General features: G+C 47.9%; 20 protein-coding genes. 5 read left to right on the top strand and 15 right to left on the bottom strand.

The features are described 5' to 3' along the window. Positions 1-89: 89 nt before the first annotated feature. The 14 genes from nfsA to M3629_RS20065 form a co-directional block, all read right to left on the bottom strand. Complete coding sequence (gene nfsA / locus M3629_RS20130) at positions 90-833, bottom strand: oxygen-insensitive NADPH nitroreductase (RefSeq protein ID WP_251509760.1); 744 nt, start codon at positions 831-833, stop codon at positions 90-92. Then, positions 826-1,422 carry a TetR family transcriptional regulator gene (locus M3629_RS20125; RefSeq protein ID WP_251509759.1) on the bottom strand — a complete coding sequence of 199 codons (597 nt, stop codon included), beginning with the start codon at positions 1,420-1,422 and terminating at the stop codon, positions 826-828. Before M3629_RS20125 ends, nfsA begins: the two co-directional genes overlap by 8 nt. A 158-nt stretch (positions 1,423-1,580) precedes the next feature. Continuing rightward, positions 1,581-2,741, bottom strand: a complete 1,161-nt coding sequence (locus M3629_RS20120) for a YhgE/Pip domain-containing protein (protein WP_090918797.1) — start codon at positions 2,739-2,741, stop codon at positions 1,581-1,583. 306 nt (positions 2,742-3,047) lie between these two features. After that, positions 3,048-5,609, bottom strand: a complete 2,562-nt coding sequence (locus M3629_RS20115; protein WP_435368250.1) for a heavy metal translocating P-type ATPase — start codon at positions 5,607-5,609, stop codon at positions 3,048-3,050. A gap of 155 nt (positions 5,610-5,764) precedes the next feature. Further along, complete coding sequence (locus M3629_RS20110; protein ID WP_090918799.1) at positions 5,765-5,965, bottom strand: copper ion binding protein; 201 nt, start codon at positions 5,963-5,965, stop codon at positions 5,765-5,767. A 125-nt stretch (positions 5,966-6,090) separates the two neighbouring features. Further along, a complete protein-coding gene (locus tag M3629_RS20105) occupies positions 6,091-6,477 on the bottom strand; it encodes a metal-sensitive transcriptional regulator (RefSeq protein WP_251509859.1) in 387 nt (128 codons plus the stop codon). A gap of 139 nt (positions 6,478-6,616) precedes the next feature. Next, a complete protein-coding gene (locus M3629_RS20100; RefSeq protein WP_251509758.1) occupies positions 6,617-7,102 on the bottom strand; it encodes a GNAT family N-acetyltransferase in 486 nt (161 codons plus the stop codon). 94 nt (positions 7,103-7,196) lie between these two features. Next, positions 7,197-7,385, bottom strand: a complete 189-nt coding sequence (locus M3629_RS20095) for a hypothetical protein (protein ID WP_090918807.1) — start codon at positions 7,383-7,385, stop codon at positions 7,197-7,199. Positions 7,386-7,621: 236 nt separating this feature from the next. Continuing rightward, positions 7,622-8,437, bottom strand: a complete 816-nt coding sequence (locus M3629_RS20090) for a nucleoside phosphorylase (protein ID WP_251509757.1) — start codon at positions 8,435-8,437, stop codon at positions 7,622-7,624. Between the two features lies 1 nt (position 8,438). After that, a complete protein-coding gene (locus M3629_RS20085) occupies positions 8,439-9,110 on the bottom strand; it encodes a sulfite oxidase-like oxidoreductase (protein ID WP_251509756.1) in 672 nt (223 codons plus the stop codon). Between the two features lie 25 nt (positions 9,111-9,135). Beyond that, a complete protein-coding gene (locus M3629_RS20080) occupies positions 9,136-10,059 on the bottom strand; it encodes an ABC transporter permease (RefSeq protein WP_251509755.1) in 924 nt (307 codons plus the stop codon). Further along, complete coding sequence (locus M3629_RS20075; protein WP_090918814.1) at positions 10,043-11,110, bottom strand: ABC transporter permease; 1,068 nt, start codon at positions 11,108-11,110, stop codon at positions 10,043-10,045. The genes M3629_RS20080 and M3629_RS20075 overlap by 17 nt, the downstream gene beginning before the upstream one ends. Beyond that, positions 11,107-12,606, bottom strand: a complete 1,500-nt coding sequence (locus tag M3629_RS20070; RefSeq protein ID WP_251509754.1) for an ABC transporter ATP-binding protein — start codon at positions 12,604-12,606, stop codon at positions 11,107-11,109. Before M3629_RS20070 ends, M3629_RS20075 begins: the two co-directional genes overlap by 4 nt. A gap of 393 nt (positions 12,607-12,999) precedes the next feature. Continuing rightward, positions 13,000-14,031 (bottom strand): BMP family lipoprotein, encoded by a 1,032-nt coding sequence (locus tag M3629_RS20065; protein WP_090918818.1) that lies wholly within the window; start codon positions 14,029-14,031, stop codon positions 13,000-13,002. Positions 14,032-14,307: 276 nt separating this feature from the next. Between M3629_RS20065 and M3629_RS20060 the strand changes: the two genes are divergently transcribed. The 3 genes from M3629_RS20060 (at position 14,308) to M3629_RS20050 (ending at position 18,776) form a co-directional block, all read left to right on the top strand. After that, positions 14,308-15,735, top strand: a complete 1,428-nt coding sequence (locus M3629_RS20060; protein WP_251509753.1) for a hypothetical protein — start codon at positions 14,308-14,310, stop codon at positions 15,733-15,735. A 244-nt stretch (positions 15,736-15,979) separates the two neighbouring features. Continuing rightward, a complete protein-coding gene (locus tag M3629_RS20055) occupies positions 15,980-16,573 on the top strand; it encodes a DUF5317 domain-containing protein (protein WP_251509752.1) in 594 nt (197 codons plus the stop codon). A 370-nt stretch (positions 16,574-16,943) separates the two neighbouring features. After that, entirely contained in the window at positions 16,944-18,776 is a 1,833-nt protein-coding gene (locus M3629_RS20050) for a bifunctional diguanylate cyclase/phosphohydrolase (RefSeq protein WP_251509751.1), read from the top strand. A gap of 114 nt (positions 18,777-18,890) precedes the next feature. Here M3629_RS20050 and M3629_RS20045 read toward each other — a convergent pair whose 3' ends face one another. Further along, a complete protein-coding gene (locus M3629_RS20045; RefSeq protein ID WP_251509750.1) occupies positions 18,891-19,079 on the bottom strand; it encodes a hypothetical protein in 189 nt (62 codons plus the stop codon). Positions 19,080-19,399: 320 nt separating this feature from the next. Between M3629_RS20045 and M3629_RS20040 the strand changes: the two genes are divergently transcribed. Then, positions 19,400-20,230, top strand: a complete 831-nt coding sequence (locus tag M3629_RS20040) for a sensor histidine kinase (protein ID WP_251509749.1) — start codon at positions 19,400-19,402, stop codon at positions 20,228-20,230. Next, positions 20,230-20,886, top strand: a complete 657-nt coding sequence (locus tag M3629_RS20035) for a response regulator (protein ID WP_251509748.1) — start codon at positions 20,230-20,232, stop codon at positions 20,884-20,886. The genes M3629_RS20040 and M3629_RS20035 overlap by 1 nt, the downstream gene beginning before the upstream one ends. The last annotated feature ends 215 nt before the right edge of the window (positions 20,887-21,101 follow it).

Genomic DNA, 21,101 nt, shown 5'->3' with positions numbered 1-21,101 from the left:
AAGCTGAACAACATTCCGTTAGTCATACGTTGGTCATACCCAACTGACAATGGAGTGGCTTGTTCAAACCTGTCCAACTGGCTTTTAAATTACCGCTTCAAGAACCCTCTGCGTTCCAGGAATGCCCTCACCTGCAAACGTGCTGGCTCGGTAAGGCGTTTCGCCATGAGTTCCGACCACGGGGTTGCGCGCTCACCTTGGGTACGTTCTTTCAAGTATTCCGTCGTGGTCACATCATACTCTCGAACACCTTCCAGGGTCTGAGCAGACTGGTAGCGGTTATGGTGCAATACGGCTTTCAGTGGAAGACGTGGACGAATGCCCGTTTCCTGATCCGCAATCCCGATACACATCCCGTAAACTGGATAAACCCCCTCCGGTAATTGGAGCAATTCGGCTACTTCTTCAATCCGAGTGCGAATTCCGCCGATATACACAATGCCAAAACCGAGTGATTCGGCTGCAAGAGCAGCATTCTGAGAAGCAAGAGCAGCATCAATCGTAGCAACCATAAAATTCTCGGTGGAGTCCGCATAAGACTCCTTCTCCGGAAGATAACGCGCCGCTGCATCCTTCAATCGATACAAGTCTGCACACCATACGAGAAAGACCGGACATTCATTGACATAAGCCTGGCCCCCGGCAAGTTCAGCCAGCTTGGCTTTCTGCTCTTGATCTGTCACAGCGATCACCGAATAGGCCTGTACGTTGCTTGAAGAGGAGGCCATCTGTCCTGCCGATACAATAGCTGCGAGTTGTTCCTCACTGACCGGGTCTGGCTTGAATTTGCGTACAGAGCGGTGCCTCATCATCAGTTCAATCGTTTCATTCATGGCTGTTCACTCCCAATCCTCGAAGTACGAACTCCACCGTCTGTTCGGCAAGTTCCTCAGTGTTCATATCCTGATAATCAAAACCAAAACGCGAGTGCTTGGCCCGCTTATGCGCAAGTGCTACGCCCATAACCTGAAGCATGGCATAGGATGAAGATTCAATCTTGAACAGTCCCTCATCTTTACCTTGCTGTAGATACTCTCTTACTTTATTCCAGACCGGATCCAGATATTGAAACACCGTTGCAGTCCGATGAGTACGCAGGGTAATCTCCAACTGGACAATGTCACTCATCTCGCGATCCGTCATCGTAAACCTCACGACTTCACCAACAATTCGGCGAATACCTTCTACAGGGGACATCGATTCTGCAGCTAACTTACTCAGAATATGTTCGGGGAAAAAATGCTCAAATAGTGCATCGAACACTTTCTCTTTACCGCCAAAATGATAAGACACCAGCGACACATTTGCCCCCGCCTCATCACAGATTTGACGAACACTCGTCCCGTCATACCCTTGTAATGCAAAAAGTTTTTTAGCTGCAAGCAATATCCTCGTTTTGATATCCAATTCCGGTTCCGTCATTTGTTTCTCTCCTCTTATCCGTTCGTGTCAGTTGCTACAGTATTTTACGCAGACTGTAGCCCTCACTTCATCCCATCTATTATATTACACCAAGCACCCCGATGAAAATCACCGGGGTGCTTGGTACAAACGACGCAGCTTCATAATGCGTACGTATATTAGCTGTTTGCTGGAGCCGGGCTTGGCATGCCAGCAGGTTTTCGCCCTTTTTTGAGCAGCGTCACAACGAGGGACAGTGCAACAGCGATCAGCAGTACAACAACGATGGAGCCTGCGGCAGACTGCACGCCCGGGCCACCTAGTTGCACGCTTAGAATACCCTGAACTGCATAGGTTGCAGGCAAGTAGTGACCGATTCCGCTGTAGAAGCTGTTCAACAATTCACGCGGCACCATCGCACCGGATGACACCAGTTGCAGGGACAGCGAGATGATGTTAAACACACTTCCTGCTGGTCCAAAGCAAATCAGGAAGAACTGGGAGAAAAACATGAACGTACACAGGAACAGTGCCTGGAACAGCCAGAAGGCCACAAATCCTTGTGCAATCTGTCCTCCCAACGCCACGATCAGAGAAGAACCAAGCAAAGAAACAACCAATGCAGAACCTACATTAATGACAACTCGGGCACCGAACAATGTCATGCGAGAATACATTGAAGACAACATACCCATAGCTACTTGAAGATTCATGCCCATAATCATGGCGCCTACATAAGAGGCAAGCACCATCATCATCGGTACCATCTGATTGTTCATGCCGTTCACCGGATTAATCGATGTTGTCTTGCCTTCCACCCGGTTGGTCAGGTTCGTAGCGGCCTGAGCAGCTTGATCGGCAGAAGCACCGGAAGCGGTAAGAACAGTTTGCACGCCTTGCGCGGAAGCTTGTTTGTTAATGGTGTTGGTCACGCTCTGTGACACACCTTGCATCATGCTCTTAATCGTTACCGGATTGGCTTCATTGATCGTATATTTGATCTCGGCAGTAGCGCCAGCCGTTTGAAGGGATTCATTAAATCCTGCCGGAATGTCCAGCACCATGTGCACTTGATGATGGTTCAATTGATCCAGTGCTTCAGAGGCACTCAGGTTAGCCACGGTATGGAAAGGCAATGTTTCTGCCAATCGATCCGCAATCCCTTTGGACAGTTCACCATCCTCATTCACAATAGCTACCGTTAATTCTTTCGTCCGATCGTTCACACCGGAATATGCAGTCATCCAGATCACACTAAAGATAACCTGAAACATCAGTGCAGTAACAATGCCTATGATCACTGGTGGTTTTTTAAATAGGGTACGTAGAGCTTGCAGCATATAATTATGTTCCTCCATCTTCAAAATAGTTCAAATTTGATTTAAACATTCGTTTGAATCAAACGATCGTTTAAATTTTAAAGGCATATGTCTTTATTGTCAATATACTTTCGTAATATTCAGAAAATTAGGCCCGAATTTTCATGAATGAAGCTGGGTTTATTTTCATGAGTGTCAATCTTGGTTGGCTTATGACCGCTTTTACGTAAAAAAATACGCAGTTCGTCTTGAAGCGAGCCGCGCATTTTAAAGGATCATCATTGATCTGTTACATAGCTCTTATTACTCAAGTGTTAATCTCTTATCTTATGACTTCGTTCGAGCAAGCTTCATCCGCTGCAACCGCAGGGCGTTCAGCACAACCGACACCGAGCTGAATGCCATTGCAGCCCCTGCCAGCCACGGAGCCAGAAATCCCGCGGCCGCGATCGGTATGCCAATCACATTATAGCCAAGCGCCCAGAACAGATTCTGCTTGATATTGCCCATCGTGCGACGGCTCATCTCGATGGCATCTGCAATGCTGTTCAAGTCACCACGCATCAACGTAATATCTGCGGCTTCCATCGCTACGTCGGTTCCGGTTCCAATCGACATTCCGATATCGGCTGTAGCCAGTGCGGGGGCATCGTTGATGCCATCTCCAACCATGGCAACCTTTCGGCCACTCTCTTGCATTTTTTTCACTTCCGCCGCCTTGCCTTCCGGGAGAACTTCTGCCAAAACGTTCTGGATGCCCGCTTGCTCTGCTACCGCACGAGCTGTTCGTTCATTGTCCCCCGTAATCATAAAGACATCGATTCCCATAGATTGAAGCCGTCCAACGGCCTCCCGAGAAGTATCCTTGATCGTATCCGCCACCGCAATGATGCCCGCCCACTGGCCTTGAGAAGCAACCAGCATAGCCGTACGGCCCTGTTCCTCCAAAGCGCTCATCTGCTGTATGCCTTCCTCCGGTACCTCTACGTTCGCATCTGCCAGCAAGCGGCGTGTTCCCACGAGAATCTCTTCAGCAGATACCGTTGCACGGACACCATAACCAGGGAGGTTCTCAAACGATGTTGCTGACTCCAACAGCAGACCTTTCTCTCGAATACCAATCACAATCGCCTCGGCTAACGGATGCTCCGAGCTTTGCTCTGCCGCTCCAACACGCTTAAGCAACTCTGATTCTGTCCAGCCGGGTGCAGCAATAACATCAGTTAATACAGGCTTGCCTTGGGTAACGGTTCCTGTTTTGTCGAGCACAACCGTCTGAATCTGCTGGGCTGACTCCAGATGTTCACCGCCTTTAAACAGAATGCCATATTCCGCCGCACGACCTGAACCAGCCATGACAGAGGTCGGTGTCGCCAGCCCGAGCGCACATGGACAGGCGATAACGAGCACAGCTATCGCTTTTTCCAATGATCCGGCGAAGTCCCCCGGACTTGCAAACAGATACCAGATCAAAAAGGTCAGTACGGCAATCCCCACTACAATAGGGACAAATATACCCGAGATCACATCGGCAATCCGCTGAATAGGTGCTTTGGACCCCTGCGCCTGCTCAACGACTTTAATAATTTGCGATAGAGCCGTATCTGAGCCGACCCGGGTCGCCTGAATACGAAGAACGCCGTTTTTGTTCAGCGTAGCACCCGTGACGGGGTCGCCAGGCTTTTTATCTACAGGTAGACTTTCTCCGCTCAGCATGGACTCATCGACAGAGGATTGCCCCTCTTCTACGATCCCGTCCACCGGAACGCTGTCCCCAGGCTTCACTAGAACCAGATCCCCAACGGCGACATATGAAGCTGGAATCAGAACTTCCTGTCCGTCACGGATAACCCGCGCTTCACGGGGAGCGAGTTCAATCAAACTTTTGATTGCCTGTGAAGAACGTCCTTTCGCCACAGCCTCGAACCATTTTCCAAGTAAAATCAACGTAATTAGAATCGCACTTGTCTCATAGTACAGCTCCACCATCGGCATAGCGGTAGCTCCTGCAGCAGTTCCTATACCCGTTCCCATTGCACCATGATCCATACTCTGACCCATACTGGCATCAGGTAAGTACCCGCTCGTGAGCGTCAGATACAGGCTATAAAAAAAGGCGGCGCTTGTTCCGAGTGCCACAAGGACGTCCATGTTAGCACTACCATTGCGAAGCGCTTTATATGCACCTACATAGAACTGCCATCCAATCACAAATTGCACGGGTGTCGCCAGTAACAGCTGGAACCATGGGTTCAAAAACAGCTCAGGTACATAAATGCCCGATGTAAAGGAGAAGTGGGCAACCATTGCCCACAATAACGGAATGGACAAAAGTGCGGAGATCATCCATTTCCATTTCTTACGCTGTAGCTCCCGTTCCCGAACAGAGGTCGATTCCTCCTGTGTTAATTGCATTTCAGCGCCATAGCCCAGCTGTTTGATTTTGGCTGTAATATCAGATGGCTTAAGGGTACCGGCAGCATATTCAATATGCCCTGTCTCCAGCGCCAGATTAACGTTAGCTTGGGTGACACCCGGCAACCGCGACAGCCCTTTCTCAATACGTGCAGAGCAGGCCGCACAGGTCATTCCCGTAATATCCAGATCAACGGATTCCGTCACCGTACCGTAGCCAAGCGCCGCGACTTTTTCCCGTAATGCGTCTACACTGGTCGTTTTGGGATCATACGAGATGGTCGCCTGTTCAATGGCAAGGTTCACATTGGCCTCATGTACCCCTTCCATGCGGGACAACCCCTTCTCCACACGTGTAGAACATGCGGCACAGGTCATACCCGTGATATGCAGGGTTGTCTTCAGACCCGGATTCTCCGTAGGTGCAGTCGTTGGTGCGGGTTCTATATTTTCAGGTGCACTCGTTGTCATCATGTCGGCTCCTTTCGAGTAAACAATATACCCTATGGGGGTATGTTATAGACAGAAAACTAGGCTTAAACCGTCCCTTGTGCAATCCATTCCAACTGAGGAACAAGAGGTCTAAGCCTGTACTGCTGTCTTTCGTTAATGAACTTCTCTCGAATTAATTAAACAACGTCGTATCCTTGATCTTCAATTGCGGCTTTGATCTGATCTACGGTAACCGCCTGCTCATTATATTCTACAGCTACTGTTCCTGCTGCCAGATCCACCTGACCATTTGCACCCGCATTTTTCACCGCTTCTTCAACGGACTTCACACAGTGATTACAAGACATCCCTTTGACATTCAACGTAACATTAGACATGTTTCATTCCTCCTCGATTGAGTATGTTCGTATTTACTATATAAATTGAACTAAAGATTATTTACATGGGCACTCCGTTTCTGTGTAAACGATTAGTTCAAAATATATAGTTTATCATCTGCACATTACTTCATCAGTTTTCTAACGGTAACCAGTAATTCATCCACGACTTCGTGTTCGCCGGCCTGAATACGTTCCACAATACAGCTCTTCATATGCCCTTCCAGCAAAAGCTTGCCTACCGAATTGAGCGCAGACTGTGCTGCAGCGATCTGGGTTAACACATCATCACAGTATGTGTCCTTATCAATCAGCCCTTTGATGCCGCGAATCTGACCCTCGACCCGGTTCAAACGAGAGATCAGGTTGCCCTTCATCTCCTGCGAATGGTGGCTTTTACGAATGGGCTTGCCGTCTTTATCGAGGTTCACGGCGTGGCATGAATCCGCTTGTTGCTCGGACTGCTGTTCCACAGTGTATACCGGCTCTTCGGGATGGCTTTGATGTTCCATCATAACACCCCTTTTCTTTCGTTCTTCATTCAGATTAACATACCCCCATGGGGTATTCAAGGACTTATTTTATTTTATTATCGAACATTTTGTGTATGTAGTCTTCATGCTCATACTTATTCCACTACTCGAATTACACTTACAATGGAAACTCCATTCTGCTGCTACGCACCCTTAGCCCCATCTGTTCATAAAAAGCCTGTGCATGCGAGTTGAATGTAGAAACCGTTAATTCTAAGTGGTCTGCCTGAAGCTCTCTTCCCAGATCCAGCATGGTCTGCATTAATCGTTTGCCTGTTCCATGTCCTTGGTGGCTTGAATCCACCACGAGTTCGTGGAGGTATAACATCCTGCGATCCGCAAAAAGCGAATGATCCTGAATGATGCTCAGCTGTGCGCTACTGAAGCCGACAATTTTACCAGCCTCTACGTGTTCCGCTACATAGAGGTAACGATCATCCTTCGCAAGCCAATCGGCATACTCCTTTTCCCCAAGCCTGGGGTGCAAAGGTTTGTAAATGTCCGGTCTTGCCTGTACATGTAACTCGTGTAATTGATCCAACAACGTAGATACACCAGGATAGTCAGCAAGCTGTGCTTTTCGGATCTGTATGGTATTCTTCATATTTGTTCCCTCCACCTTTCCTTATTATGTATTTATAATATTATACTAGGACGAAAAAGCAGATACCCTAAGGTACCTGCTCTGTCGATTAATACTATTTTTTGGAGGTTGTATTGATTTCTTCGTTATAAGCAACCGGTGATGGTTTAGCTGCCCAATCATCCGCCTGTGGCTCAATGTCCACGCCATTCAAGATCTTCTTTTTCTCCATCAAGGAGTCGCCATCTTCATCCAGTTTATTGCGAAGTTTTGCTTCATCCTGAGGTTGATTGTTCTGTGTCATCGTGTAAATCCTCCTTTTGCAATCTCATGTTGGATTCTGTTCCTGTATATAATTACCCAATGATTTCAAAATCATTCTGAGCTACATCAGCTGAACAAAAGTTCTTACACACTGCACTCCGATGATAGAATAACTTTCCTCGATGTAAAAAAAGACGCCCCCCGGCCATATTCATGACCGTAGAAGGACGTCTGACAAAATGTCCACTCTCAGTGGACGTTCACATTAGGTTTAAGCTATCTTGTCGCCTGATCTTGGCGAGCAAGTGTAGCAAGTGCGCGTAGCGCTGCATTGATCTCGTGCTCCACAGCCTTAGCAACCGCATCGGTATGCGGATCATACTCGGCAGCAAGATCACTGTCTGCGAAGCCGTCAATCGCTACAATGGCTCCAGCCCGTGCACCACGCAAGGTGCTTACGATATAGAGTGCAGCGATCTCCATCTCGGCGGCAAGTGCTCCAGCCTGCTTGTATTTACGGTGTGGAATCTCCTCTACCCCTGTAAAGAATGCATCCAGTGTTACTGTGATTCCCACGCCAACTTTGGTAGCCCCCACACCTGTGAATGATGCTGCTCCAGCTTCTGTTCCTGCCTCACCACTCACAGCCTCACCTTTACCACTACCTGTCTCACGTGCAGCAGCAACCAATGCGCTGGTCACATCAATATCCGCCACCGCCGGGAAGCCATCTGGTACTAGCTGACGTGTCAGCCCATCGGAGCGTACAGCCGCAGTGCTGACAATAACGCTACCTGCTGGATAATCGGCTGTATATGAGCCTGCTGTGCCTACACGAATCAGGGTTTTCACTCCTGCGCGAATCAATTCCTCGAAGCACACAGCTGCACCCGGTGAACCTACCCCATGACTAACCACCGCCATCTGAATGCCTTCATACTTACCTACAAATGTACGATATTCGCGGCTGAACGCGAGCTCTCTGGCATTCTCCAACTTTCGGGAAATTTTCTCCGCACGAGCCGGATCACCGCACACGATAGCATACGCTGGCATATCTTCCGAATGAATCTGCAAAATCGGCATCAACATCTTAATCAAACTCCTTCTTCGTCCACTCATCCTCAGGAATCGGCAGATCCTCACCCGAGAAACGCTGTTCCTTGAACGGATCGGCAAAATGGTGGAAGCCATTGCTTTCCCAGAAGCCGTTGCGATCCTCTGTCATAAACTCCAGCCCACGCACCCACTTCGCACTTTTCCAGAAATACAGCTGTGGCACAACCATTCGCAGTGGGAATCCATGCTTCGGTGTGAGTGGCTCGCCGTTATATTTGAACGCAAGCAATACATCATCATGCATCAGTTCTTCGAGTGGCACATTGGTCTCATAATCATGGTCCGCATGAATCATGACGTACTTCGCTTCTGGTTTAACCCCCAGCAGCTTCATGAATTCCGAGAAGCGGATACCCTCCCACGGTGTATCAAATTTTGACCAGCGGGTAACGCAGTGAATATCACTTACCATGTTCACCTGCGGCATCGCTTGAAGCTCAGCCAGAGAGAACACCTTCTCTTCTTCGACTTCACCAAAAACCTTCAAATCCCAAGTGGAAAGGTCATACTCCGGCACTTCCCCTTCATGCAAAATCGGGAATTTCTCCGTCAGCACCTGACCGGGCGGCAACCGATCTCCGTAATCGGCACCAGCTTTCGGTGGCGGTGTTTTGGTTTTTTTCAAACGCTCAGCCTTGTTATGCACGTCCCTGATTCCTCCTTTGCTACAATTAACGCGAGCTTCCGCCCGCTTTCAATGCATCCTGCGCATACGTCCGGTCTTTGAAAAAGAACATCGCCACGAGTGTTACAATATACGGCAACATCATGGTGAAATGGGTTGGCAGAGAGAAGCCTTGCAGACGGATACTGAGTGCTTCCATGAACCCAAAGAGTACACTAGACCCCATCACCCCAAGCGGATTCGCTTGTCCCAGCATCGTAGCAACCAAAGCGATGAAACCGCGACCTGCGGTCATGCCTTCGGTGAACATCGTTACCTGACCAAGCGACAGCTGCGCTCCAGCCAGCGCGCACAGTACGCCGCACATCAGTACAGCACCATACTGAATGCCGCGTACTTTGATGCCGATGCTCTGTGCCGCAATCGGATTCTCACCCACGGAACGCAGACGGAAGCCGGATACACTTTTAAATAGATAGAACTGTAGAGCAATAACAATAATAATACCGAGATATACGAGTGGACTATGGCCTGAAAACACCGTGCCTACCCAAGGAATATCCTTGATCAATGGAATGTCCCATTTGGGAAGGCCCACCATGTTCTTGTCGTAGTATGCACCTTTTACGTCAAAGATCGCCCGCAGAGCAAAGGTCGTGAGTCCCGCCGCCAGGAAGTTTAACGATATACCGACGACGATGGCATTAGCCTTGAGATTAATACTTATAAACGCAAAGAGCGCCGAGAACAGCATCACGATAATAATCGAAAACAGTACTGCCAAGAGTACATTGCCGAACAGGTAGTTGCCCACAATCGCGGAGAATGCCCCGATCAGCACCAGCCCTTCCAAACCCACGTTAAACAGACCGACACGCGAACATAAAGCCCCGCCAAGTGCTGCGAGCAGAATCGGCGTCATAATCCGCAAGGTTGAGCCAAACATGGCTGCATCAAACAGTTGTTGCATTGGACTTTTTCTCCTTTCTCCGCTTCAGGAAGGAATAACCGATCTGTGCCGAGACAAACAGTGTTAAGACAGCCTGAATTACACTGCCAACCTCCAGAGGAACATCCGTGTTCCGCTCCATGCCCATCGCACCTGTCTGTAATGCCGCGAGCAGAATAGCCGCTACAGCTGTTCCCAGTGGATGCGAGCGCGCCAGCAATGTAGCCATGATGCCGCTCCACGCATAACTTGCCGAGGATAACGAGCCATCCAGGAAACGATACTGCGTACCTAGCACTTCGCCAGCACCCGCAAGACCTGCAAGTCCACCACTAATGACCATGGACAGCATCATCATACGAATCCGGCGAACACCGCCATAAGCCGCAAAAGACGGATTGCTACCCAGCATACGAATTTCATAACCCGTCACCGTTTTATGCGTAAACCAGTAGATCACCATCGCCGCTATAATCGCTATAATGAAACCCGCGTGCAGTCCCATACCCTGAAATAGCTTCGGCAGCCAGACACTCTGATCAATCATTGGTGTCTGCGCCATCGCTGCTGATCCTGTCTTATCTTTGAATGGATACGAAACCATATATCCACCAAAATACGTCGCAATATAGTTAAGCAGTAGTGTGGTAATCAAAAGGTTCATGCCAAAGCGTGCATCCAGCCACCCTGCAAAAAGGGACCACACACCGCCGGCGATAATTCCCGCCAAGATGGCAGCAATACATACGAACCAGCCCGGCCCTGGCAGATAAAGCGCCGTGAGCGCCGCACTGAGTCCGCCCAGAATCATCTGGCCTTCCGCACCCATATTGAAAAATCCGGCGCGGAATGCCAGTGCAACACCCAGACCCGCCAAAATAATCGGCGTGGCACGTGCCAATGTATTGGTGAAGAAGTAGAAGTTACCAAAGGCACCCTTCCACATCTCGGCATACGTATCTATGACATTGCCGCCAACGACCAGAATGGCGATCGCACCGGCGAGCAAGCCAATCAATACGGCAAGTAGCGGCTGCACAAGTCCGCGAAGTGTTTCTTTTACCCGATTCATACCCGCTCTTTCCCTCCTGCCATCAGCAAGCTGATCTGTTCTTCTGTCGCTTCCGCTGCCGGAAGTTCTCCGGCAATCTCGCCTTCATACATCACGATAATGCGATCCGATAATTGCAAAATCTCTGACAACTCGGATGAGATCAACAGGATACCTGCTCCCTCATTCCGCTTGCGCAACAATTCCGCGTGAATAGTCTCCATTGCACCGATATCTACCCCACGTGTAGGCTCTGCCGCAATCAGAAACGGTGTATCCTGCGCAAATTCACGTGCAGCAATCAGCTTCTGCAAGTTACCGCCCGATAGAAATTGGGCTTTTGTTTCCGCCGAGCCTGTCTTGATGCTAAACTGTTTGATCCAGCTTTCCACCATTGCTTTGGCTGCTCTGGCCTTGATCATGCCCCGCTTTTGCAGACGATGATGGTGCCCCATCAGTCCGTTCTCCTTCACGCTGGCATCCTTCGCTGCCCCCCACATATAGCGGTCTTCCGGAATATGGGCGAGACCATGCTCCCGAATCCGGCGTACCGGCCAATTGGTCGTGTCCTGTCCGGATAGAAGCACTCGCCCTCCATCCGGCTTCCGTAGTCCGGCAATCACCTGAATCAATTCGGATTGACCGTTACCGGAGATGCCCGCAATCCCGACCACTTCACCTTTGCGAACCTTCATATGAATATTATTAAGTGCAGAGCGGTCTTTGGCTCCCGAGAGTTGAACAGCTTCCACCTGAAGCACAGCTTCACCCGGAACAGATGCGGGTTTGTCCATTCGAACCAGTTCACGCCCTACCATCAGACGTGACAACTCCTCTACATCGGTATCCTTCGCTTCTAATGTACCTGTGACTTGTCCATCTCGAAGTACGGTGATCCGATCCGCAACATCCATAACCTCTTGCAGCTTGTGTGTGATAATGACAAAAGTTTTGCCCAGCTTCGCGAGCGATTTCATATTCGCTAGCAGTTCTTTCACTTCCAGCGGAGTGAGAACCGCCGAAGGTTCATCCAATATAATGATGTCTGCTCCTTGATGCAGCACCTTGAGAATTTCTACACGTTGCTGCAAACCCAATGGGCATTCGCCGACTTTTTTCCAAGGGTCTACTGGCATACCATATTGTCTACCCAATTCATGGACCTGAGCTGCCGCTTTTTTCCGATCAAATACCCCTGCCGCCGCAGGTTCACGTCCAATGACAATATTCTCCGCTACCGTAAAGGATGGAAACAGCATGAAATGCTGGTGCACCATGCCAATCCCGCTCGCCATAGCCTGAGATGGTGTTGCAAAGCTTACCTCGCGCCCACGGACTTTAATCGTGCCTGTTGTCGGTTGCTCCATCCCGTACAGCATACGCATTAGCGTCGTTTTCCCTGCTCCATTCTCCCCGACGAGAGCATGAATCTCTCCCTCGCGAAGATTAAAATGGATATCCTTGTTCGCCGTGAAGCTACCGTATTTCTTCGTAATTTGCTCCATCTCCAACAGCATATCTTGCGTTCGCTCCTCTCGGTTAATATAAGTTCAACGTGAAATGGTTACACTGGGCACTCCGATGACAGAACAACCTTTCGATCGCTGTTATCCCCGGATTTTTTTGAACTCCCTTTTATAAAGGAGAAAATCCGGAGATAAGCTTATGCTTACGATGTAGCTTTCTTGCAGAAAGCTTTCAGGCAACCACTTCGCTTCTCCAGGTTTCTTCTGTCCTCTCCGTTATTGTGTAAACGTTAAGTTCAACATATATGGTCACTGTAACAGTAGCAAAACCGGCTGCCTGGTTGGGCAGCCGGCTAACTAGATGGATTACACATCCGTCAATTCATTGCTCATTCTTCATATGAAATATTTCAGATCATATATAAGAAGTGATTTATATCCTTACTATTGTTGCAATGGATCTTTAACTACAATCTTACCGGATACGATGTCATCCTTGATCGCTTTAACTTTGTCGATAACCTCTTGACCAACAAATGCATTCAATGGAGACTCACTGTCACGCGTAACGTATGTCAGGCCTACACCGTCTTCTTTCAAGCCGTAGTTCACTGCGCCTGCTTTGAATGTACCTTCTGCAAAATCTTTCACGGTCTCATAAGCAACAGTATCCGTAGATTTCAACTGGGACAGTACGATATGCTCCGGATCTTCTACTGTACGGTCTGTATCTTGTCCAGAAGTGTAGAAACCTTTTTCTTTCGCCGCTTCGAACACCCCAAGATCACCTACAGCAGATGCACCTGCGATGAAGTCAGCACCTTTGCCGAATTGCACCAGTGCCAATTCTTTCGCTTTAGCCGGGTCATTGAAACCACCAACATAGTTCACCAGGAATTCTGCTTTTGGATTAACCGACTCCAGACCTGCCTTGAAACCTTCTGTATATTTCTTAATCAAAGGAATGTCCATTGCAGCGACCATACCCACTTTATCCGTTTTCGTGGAAAGTCCAGCAGCAGCACCCAGCAGGTACGCTCCTTCATATTCACGGAAACCAACGCTACGAACGTTAGGCAGATCAATCGCAGTGTCTACAATCGCAAACGACTTGTTTGGATTCTCGGCAGCAACCTTTTTGAGTGCATCTTCTGCCTGGAACGTTGCTGTAATAATCAGATCATAATTCTCAGCAACAGCTGCACGCAGGTTTTGCTCGAATGCTGCAGGGTCTGTTGATTCAATCGTTTTGGTATCCACCTTGAACTCTTTACCTGCTTTTTTGAAGCCTTCATCCATTTGTACAAAGAAAGGGTTGACCCCTATTTTTTCAGGAAGTACCAGTGCCATTCGCAGGGATTTTTCAGAATCGCCGCCTTGAGCGGATTGTTCGTCTTTAGTAGCTGATTTCCCACAAGCGGCCAGCAAAATAGACAACATAACAATTGATAAGACGAACGATAAACCTCTTTTCATTTTGAAAATTCCCCTTTTCAATAATCTTTTTTATTATCCTAGCGGATAATGTCGATCCTTGTCAATAAAACTTTCAGCGTATACACTCATATGGAAGATCATCGCAGGAACAGAGATTTCCAGCCTCTGGAAGCCTTGTTATGACTGGCTTTTTTTCGTTGACATTTGGCGCGACTCCGTGCTAAAGTCAATCCAATTATTATATTCTGATAGGATTTGTCAGGATTATATTTCATTCACCTATCATTTCCAACCTATTTTAAGGAGGCTTTTCATTTGAAAAAGATCACCCAGATTACGCTGGCAGCCCTGCTCGCCGCTCCGGTAACCCTCGGCAGTCTCAGTCTGCCCGCTTCTGCTTCTGCAGCATCGGCAACGCCAGTTGCACCTAAAACGCTACAAGTGAACACCCCTGCAGCAACAGCACCAGCTGGCTACACAGAGAGTGAAGCAGATTTCGCTCAATTCCTGCAAGCCAAGTACGGTGTCCAATTGCCACAGCAATCATCCAAGGGTGATTTTATCAAAGCCATAGCAGCCATTACGGAAGCAAGTTCCGCCTCCACTACAAGTACGGATGCCACAAAGGCACCTGCCTTCAGCGATCTGAAATCGGGTGACGACGCCTACGAGGCAGCTGTTGCGCTGTTCAACAACGGTGTGTTATCAACAACGGAGGTACGTGCGAAAGATCAACTGAGCATTTACACAGCGGTCTTCATTGCTGTAAAAGCAGCTGGATTCAAAGAACTGGCTTACACCTATCCAGCGGACAAAACAGCGAAAGCCCTTGCTAAAGCAGGCATCAAGCCTAATCGTTTGCAAGGACAAGCTGGGCAAGAACTGGCTGCGGCCATTGATACAGGATTGGTTCCCGAGAGTCTGTATCCTGATCTAGTTAAGGGCGGAGCAGCAAGCAAGGATGCAGCGAACATTTTGCTTGGACGTGTGTTAATCAGCCAAGGGAAATATAAAAATGAAATCGGACGCTCCAATGATGCAGATATCTACTCCAAGCTCTATGCTGCATATCGCACGGCAGATCTGATTGAAGCTCCGGAACTGAGAAAGATTGTAGATCAGGCGCTACGTGAGGATCTCGTTACAGGTTACAACCTGAAAGACAGCCGATTTGACTCCAACTTTATCGATGAACTGACGTTAACTTATGGTCATGATAGCATCAATCATGCAGTACAGCTGATTGGCCTGCTTCGTAGCGAAGGCATCGATGCCGATGTACAATTCCAGCCGAAGACATCTGCTTTTATCTATTTGAAAGAGTGGGGCGAGCCGAAAGAAACACCAGACTACAAAGTTACGCAGATTGAGAATGGCAACTACATCGCTTATGCGAAGGAATATGACATTCAGTTTGAATTTAACAACACGGCGGACAAAACCCGCTTCAATGACATCGTTCTGAAATTTGCTAAAAAGAACAGCAACAGCCAATATCCACTGATTATCAACTCATGGTGGCAGCCACTGTATTACTCACCAACCGCACTGGCTAACTTCCCAGTGATTACGAACAACAAGATTACGCTCGGTCATTATTATGCCCAATCTTTCTCGCTGAAAGAAAATGCCAAGGCGATTCAGGAAGGATTCCGCAAGCTGGCTCCTGAAGCAAATATCACTTCATACAACTTCTGGGTGGATCAGCCTTTCTTTAATTATTTGAATGGTGGTTCCGAGTAAATATCGTATAGATAACCAATTGACCGAAATGATCATTTTTTAGCAAAATATAAAGCCGTCTTTACCGATTCGGATTCAGGTTTCGACCTCTATTTATCGGTAAAACGGCTTTTATGTATTCTTTTACAAAATTCTTCTTAAAAATCATTTTAACTATGCAGGAATTGCCAATATCAGGTCGAATTTCTTATGTACACAAACACGCAAGTATCGTTGCGTACATCCGCAAGGACAGGGGTTAATCATGGTATACGATGGTATTCTGATCGGCTTGATTGTTGGTCTGTTCAGGGGTGGAGTCCGGTATGGGCTTAACCAGTTTGCAACACTCCAGCTACGCGGCGGCTGGATCTTTCCGCTGCTGTTACTTTTCCAGTTTGGCATTTTCTATATGCAGGAGCGATGGAGCTGGGTAGCATCCATTAACGGTTATCTGTTTGCCGCTGTGTATATCACCGGCCTTATCTTTCTATGGCTCAACAGACATCATCGGGGTTTCACACTCATCTGGATTGGGGTGTTTCTCAACTTCATCGTGATGGCTCTTAACGGTGGCCGCATGCCTGTTTCCGTGGAAGCTTCGGCTGTGCTCGGTCCATATTATGTCGATCTTCTTCGGGAAGGCGGTGCCGTATCGAAGCATTATATGATGGATGCGTCAACACATCTTGCCTTTCTCGGAGACATCATTCCGCTATCGAGTCCTTATCCACGAACACAGGTCATCAGCATTGGTGATGTCGTGATGAATGTTGGCATATTCCTGTTTATTCAGTACATGATGGTGAATCGGAGCAAAGAAGATGTATCGTCCGCAGAAACATACCAAGCGCAGTAAACATCGGACCAGACTCCAAGGAAGGGAGGTCTTTTCCATGAAGAAATTCGAGGGTGTCAAATATTCCCGCATTGTCATCAACGCGATCATCGTAGCGTCTGTCGTTGTAGCACTTACTTCGGGATACAAGCTTGGCGGTTAGGTTCTTCTGCCACAACAGACAAACAGGCTGCGAGCGGCCTGTTTTTTTCTTGCTGGATTTTTGGAAGCGATCTTGTTATGTTAAAAAAATATAGTATATACCTATACAAGAATAACCAATATAAATGCATCGGAACGGAGTCTGTTATCTTCATAAGAGGTAGTCATACTACCCCGTTCGTTTATACCTAACATCACGAGTTGACTAAATCCAAGCAGGAGATTTTCTATGAACTTTATTCGTAACCTTATCCGCAAAGCAGATCGAAGCATGATGTATGTCCTTTTGCTTAGCTGCACCGGAATTGGCGTTTTCATCTATATGAACCAGTGGTCTTATGTGCATCTGACTACGACCGATTGGGTTATGGTCTATACCATGCTGGGAGCCGCGCTCATCCTTGACTATTTCACATTCCAGATTCCTCCGAAGGGGAACCAGCAATCGATGGATTCCTCTGTGTATCTGGCCTGCATATTTATGTTTGGCGGCGCATTCAGCCTCTCGGTGTTGTTGCCGATTTCTATCATTCTATTAATTAAAGACCGCAAGCTTGCCTGGTGGAAGCATGTTGTCAATTTCAGTATCTATAGTCTCATGATTACCGGGGCTGCTACTGTGTTCGAATGGACAGGTGGTCAGGTCGGAGCCATTGATAGTTACAACTTGCTTCCTTATGTTGCAGCTTTGGCAGCCTATTTTATTATTAATACCATTACGCTAGGATTATTCTTTCATTTCTCAACCAAAGATGCATTGCAACAGATGAAACGGGCATTCGTAACCGAATCCCTTCTGGTCTATCTCTGCACGCTTATTTTAGCGCTTGTGCTCACCATTTTGGTTATACATAACGGTGTGCTCGGTCTATTTTTATATCTCAGTCTCAGCATTCTGCTGTCTCATGCGTTCAAGCAGCTGTTCATCATGTACCAGTCCATCGAAGAGAAGGCGAATTCGGATCAGCGTACAGGATTGTTCAACCATAGCTATTTCGAGAACATGCTGGAAACGGAGCTGAACAAAGCTCGAACGCAAGGGACGCCTCTCTGTCTAGGATTGCTTGATATTGATGATTTCAAAAAATATAACGATCAGTTTGGCCACCTTCAAGGCGATAGCCTACTGGCACTGCTTGGAGATTTTCTCATCCGCAAGACTGAAGGCACATCCGTTACCGCTTTTCGATATGGTGGAGAAGAATTCACGTTGCTCATGCCGGGCATGGAGCTCGACGAGTCCTATAGATTCATGAACAGGCTACGCAAACAACTGAATGATACCCCTTTTGAAGGCGTAGAGGTATTACCCCATGGCTGTCTCTCTTTTTCTGCCGGAATTGCTGCATACCAAATGGATATGTATAACAAGTCTCAACTGGTGGATCAGGCGGACAAAGCGCTGTACTATGCCAAAAAGCAGGGAAAAAACAACGTACATCGCTATGGCAGCAATGACGGTATGGAGCACGAGATCGATCTGGTTCAAGACGTCCGCGACATCGAGCAGCAACTGAACCTGTTTCAATACAAAGATATGGATACGTTCAAACATTCCAAACGGGTCTATAAATATGCGCTCGATCTAAGCGAAGTGCTCAAACTGGACAATGCAGAAAAGCGGCGTTTCGTGCTTGGGGCGCTGATTCACGATATTGGTAAGCTGGAGATCCCCTGGTCTATATTAAACAAAAGAGAAAAGCTGACATGTGAGGAATGGGATACGATCAAAGGTCATGTGACTTGGGGCAAAAAAATGGTAATGACGAACGATCGCTTCGCCGATCTGATTCCGTATATTGAACTTCATCATGAGCGCTATGACGGACAGGGCTATCCTTACGGGCTGAAAGGTCATGAAATTCCGAAGCTATGCCGGATGCTGACCGTGATTGATTCCTTTGATGCGATGACCACGGAGCGACCATATCAGGAAACCAAAAACGTGGATGAGGCCATAGAGGAGTTACGGGCATGCTCAGGTACACAATTTGATCCGGAACTGGCGGAGTTGTTCATTCGGTATATCGAGAAAAGAGAGGCTCATCAACTATTGCAGTAGTCTGATATCTGCATAAACGCCAAAGCGCTATCCCCATGAGGGATAGCGCCATTTTCATTTTCATCGTGATGTGAAGCGTGATTTGATTCATCATCCGGATACTTTTGAGCAAGTTCAGTCTTGCGAAGACTCTTCACTACTCATTGTATTCAGTTCATGCGAGGTCTGATGCAGCTCTTTAATCATCTGCTGCAAAAACATGTTGTCTTGGCGACTGATCCCGTGCTGATTGTCTTGAACAAGCATCTGGTGAATGTTCTTCTTGAGCAATTCACTGCGACGTTCCAATACTTCTTGACTCATGTTGCTGCGTCACTCCTTAACATGTTTTGTAATGATTTTACGTTCTATATAAGTATAGAGGACCTTCCCTCATAGCGAAAACGGGCAGAGCCCTCCTGAGCAGAGCACATTAACCCTCACCTAGCATGACAGCATTTCAACCCTCCGTGTTCTTAGATATCCTTCTAAATACTCCATGATGCTCCCCCATTTCCTGTAGACAGCCCGGACTAGGGTCTTGGACAAGGTTGCGTTATAATGATCCCATTACGTTCATTGTGGAAAAGGTACAACTTGCTACAATATGATGTATCCAATCCTTAAAAAGGAGTTATGCATATATGTCCTACAAACAGATTAAATGGATGATCCTGCTGATTCCCACCATCACCGTGGGACTCTGGGAATATATTCGCCACCAGTTTCTGATGCCGTATCTATCGATGGATGCCGGAAACTGGTTGACACCTGTGATCGTTTATCTGGTCAGTGTGACACTGCTTAGCCGCTTGTTCCTGATGTTAGAGGGCGCGCGGGCTGCCCTTGAACAAGAGCGTGCATCCAAAACGGCGCTTGAAGCGCGTGACCAGCTCGCTCGGGAACTGCATGACGGCATTTCACAATCGCTGTTCCTGCTCTCGGTAAAGACCGACAAAGCAGGGCGCAGTCTTGCAGGCACCAGCCATGAGCAGGATCTGCGCGAGATTCAAAAAACCGTGCACGAAGTCAATACATATGTGAGGCAAGCCATTGCCCAGTTGCGTTATGTACCTTCACCCGTTGCTGATCCCGAAGCGGTTGCTTTGCAGTCTCAGGTTGAATCCATCGTGAATGATACCGTCCCGGAAGCAGATGTAGAATGGAATCTGACCGAGGTTTCCTTCTCAGCCAAAGAGCAGGTAGAACTGCTCGCTTGTATTCGGGAGGCACTGCTTAATGTGCGCAAACATGCCCAAGCCACCAAGGTGGAGATTTACGCTGAAGGTAATGCCTCTCGCTGGTCTGTCCATATCCGTGACAATGGTGTTGGAATTCAGGGCGACCCGATGCAGTTCAAGGATCGCTACGGTTTACGAATCACAAAAGAACGAGCCGAGCAGATGGGATGGACATTCCAGCTTGATTCGGCACCAGGTGATACACAAATGATTATTGGGAAGGGGCAGACGTGATGGAACGGGTACGTGTACTGGTCGTGGACGATCACGCGCATGCGCGCGAGGCGATATGCACCATTTTATCCGAAGATAGCCTGTTTGAAGTCATTGGCACAGCCAAAAATGGGCAGGAAGCGGTTGAGCTAACCGAACACTGGATGCCAGACCTCATTCTGATGGATGTGCAGATGCCCGATATGGATGGACTCGAAGCAACAAGGCAGATTAAGCTCAGTTTCCCATACGTCATGATCGTAATGGTCACCGTATCGGATGATGTCACTTACCTCTTTGAAGCATTGAAACAAGGGGCCCAAGGCTTTCTGCGCAAAAATTTGTCTCCTTCCACATGGCTCGAATACCTTCGCGCCATAGTCAGTGACGATGCGCCGCTGAGCAAGGAGCTAGCCTACCGCATATTGCAGGAGTTTCCTGCTCCTCGCAGTGAGGATGTACAAGAGAATCCGTTAACCGCCCGCGAACTGGAGATTCTGCAATGGGTATCTGCGGGGTATACCAATCGTGAAATTGCCGAGCAGCTCGGCATCTCGGATCAGACCGTTAAGAACCATCTGAAGAACATTCTGCAGAAGCTACAGCTGGAGAACAGGGTGCAGCTGACTCGCTATGCATTAGAGAGCGGGCTCGCCGGCCGCAAACCTCGTAAATAAATCATGTTTCAGAGGCATTAGAATAGGGAATTCTATCACAAAACGATCTACTTCTGATATGCGCAATGTAATAGCACCGCATATCAGCGTGAATTATTTCAAGCATTTGTCACAAATATGCAGTAATCCATGATTTTTTATAGCCCTATGTAGTCATACGCCTTCATTTTGGACAAAGTTATAATGGTATAGATTATGTGTGAACGACGAATTAT

This window comes from Paenibacillus polysaccharolyticus (assembly GCF_023714295.1).
Lineage (GTDB): Bacteria > Bacillota > Bacilli > Paenibacillales > Paenibacillaceae > Paenibacillus > Paenibacillus polysaccharolyticus_A.
The sequence above is the reverse complement of the archived record's forward strand: the minus strand, read 5'-3'. Positions and strand labels throughout refer to the sequence as shown.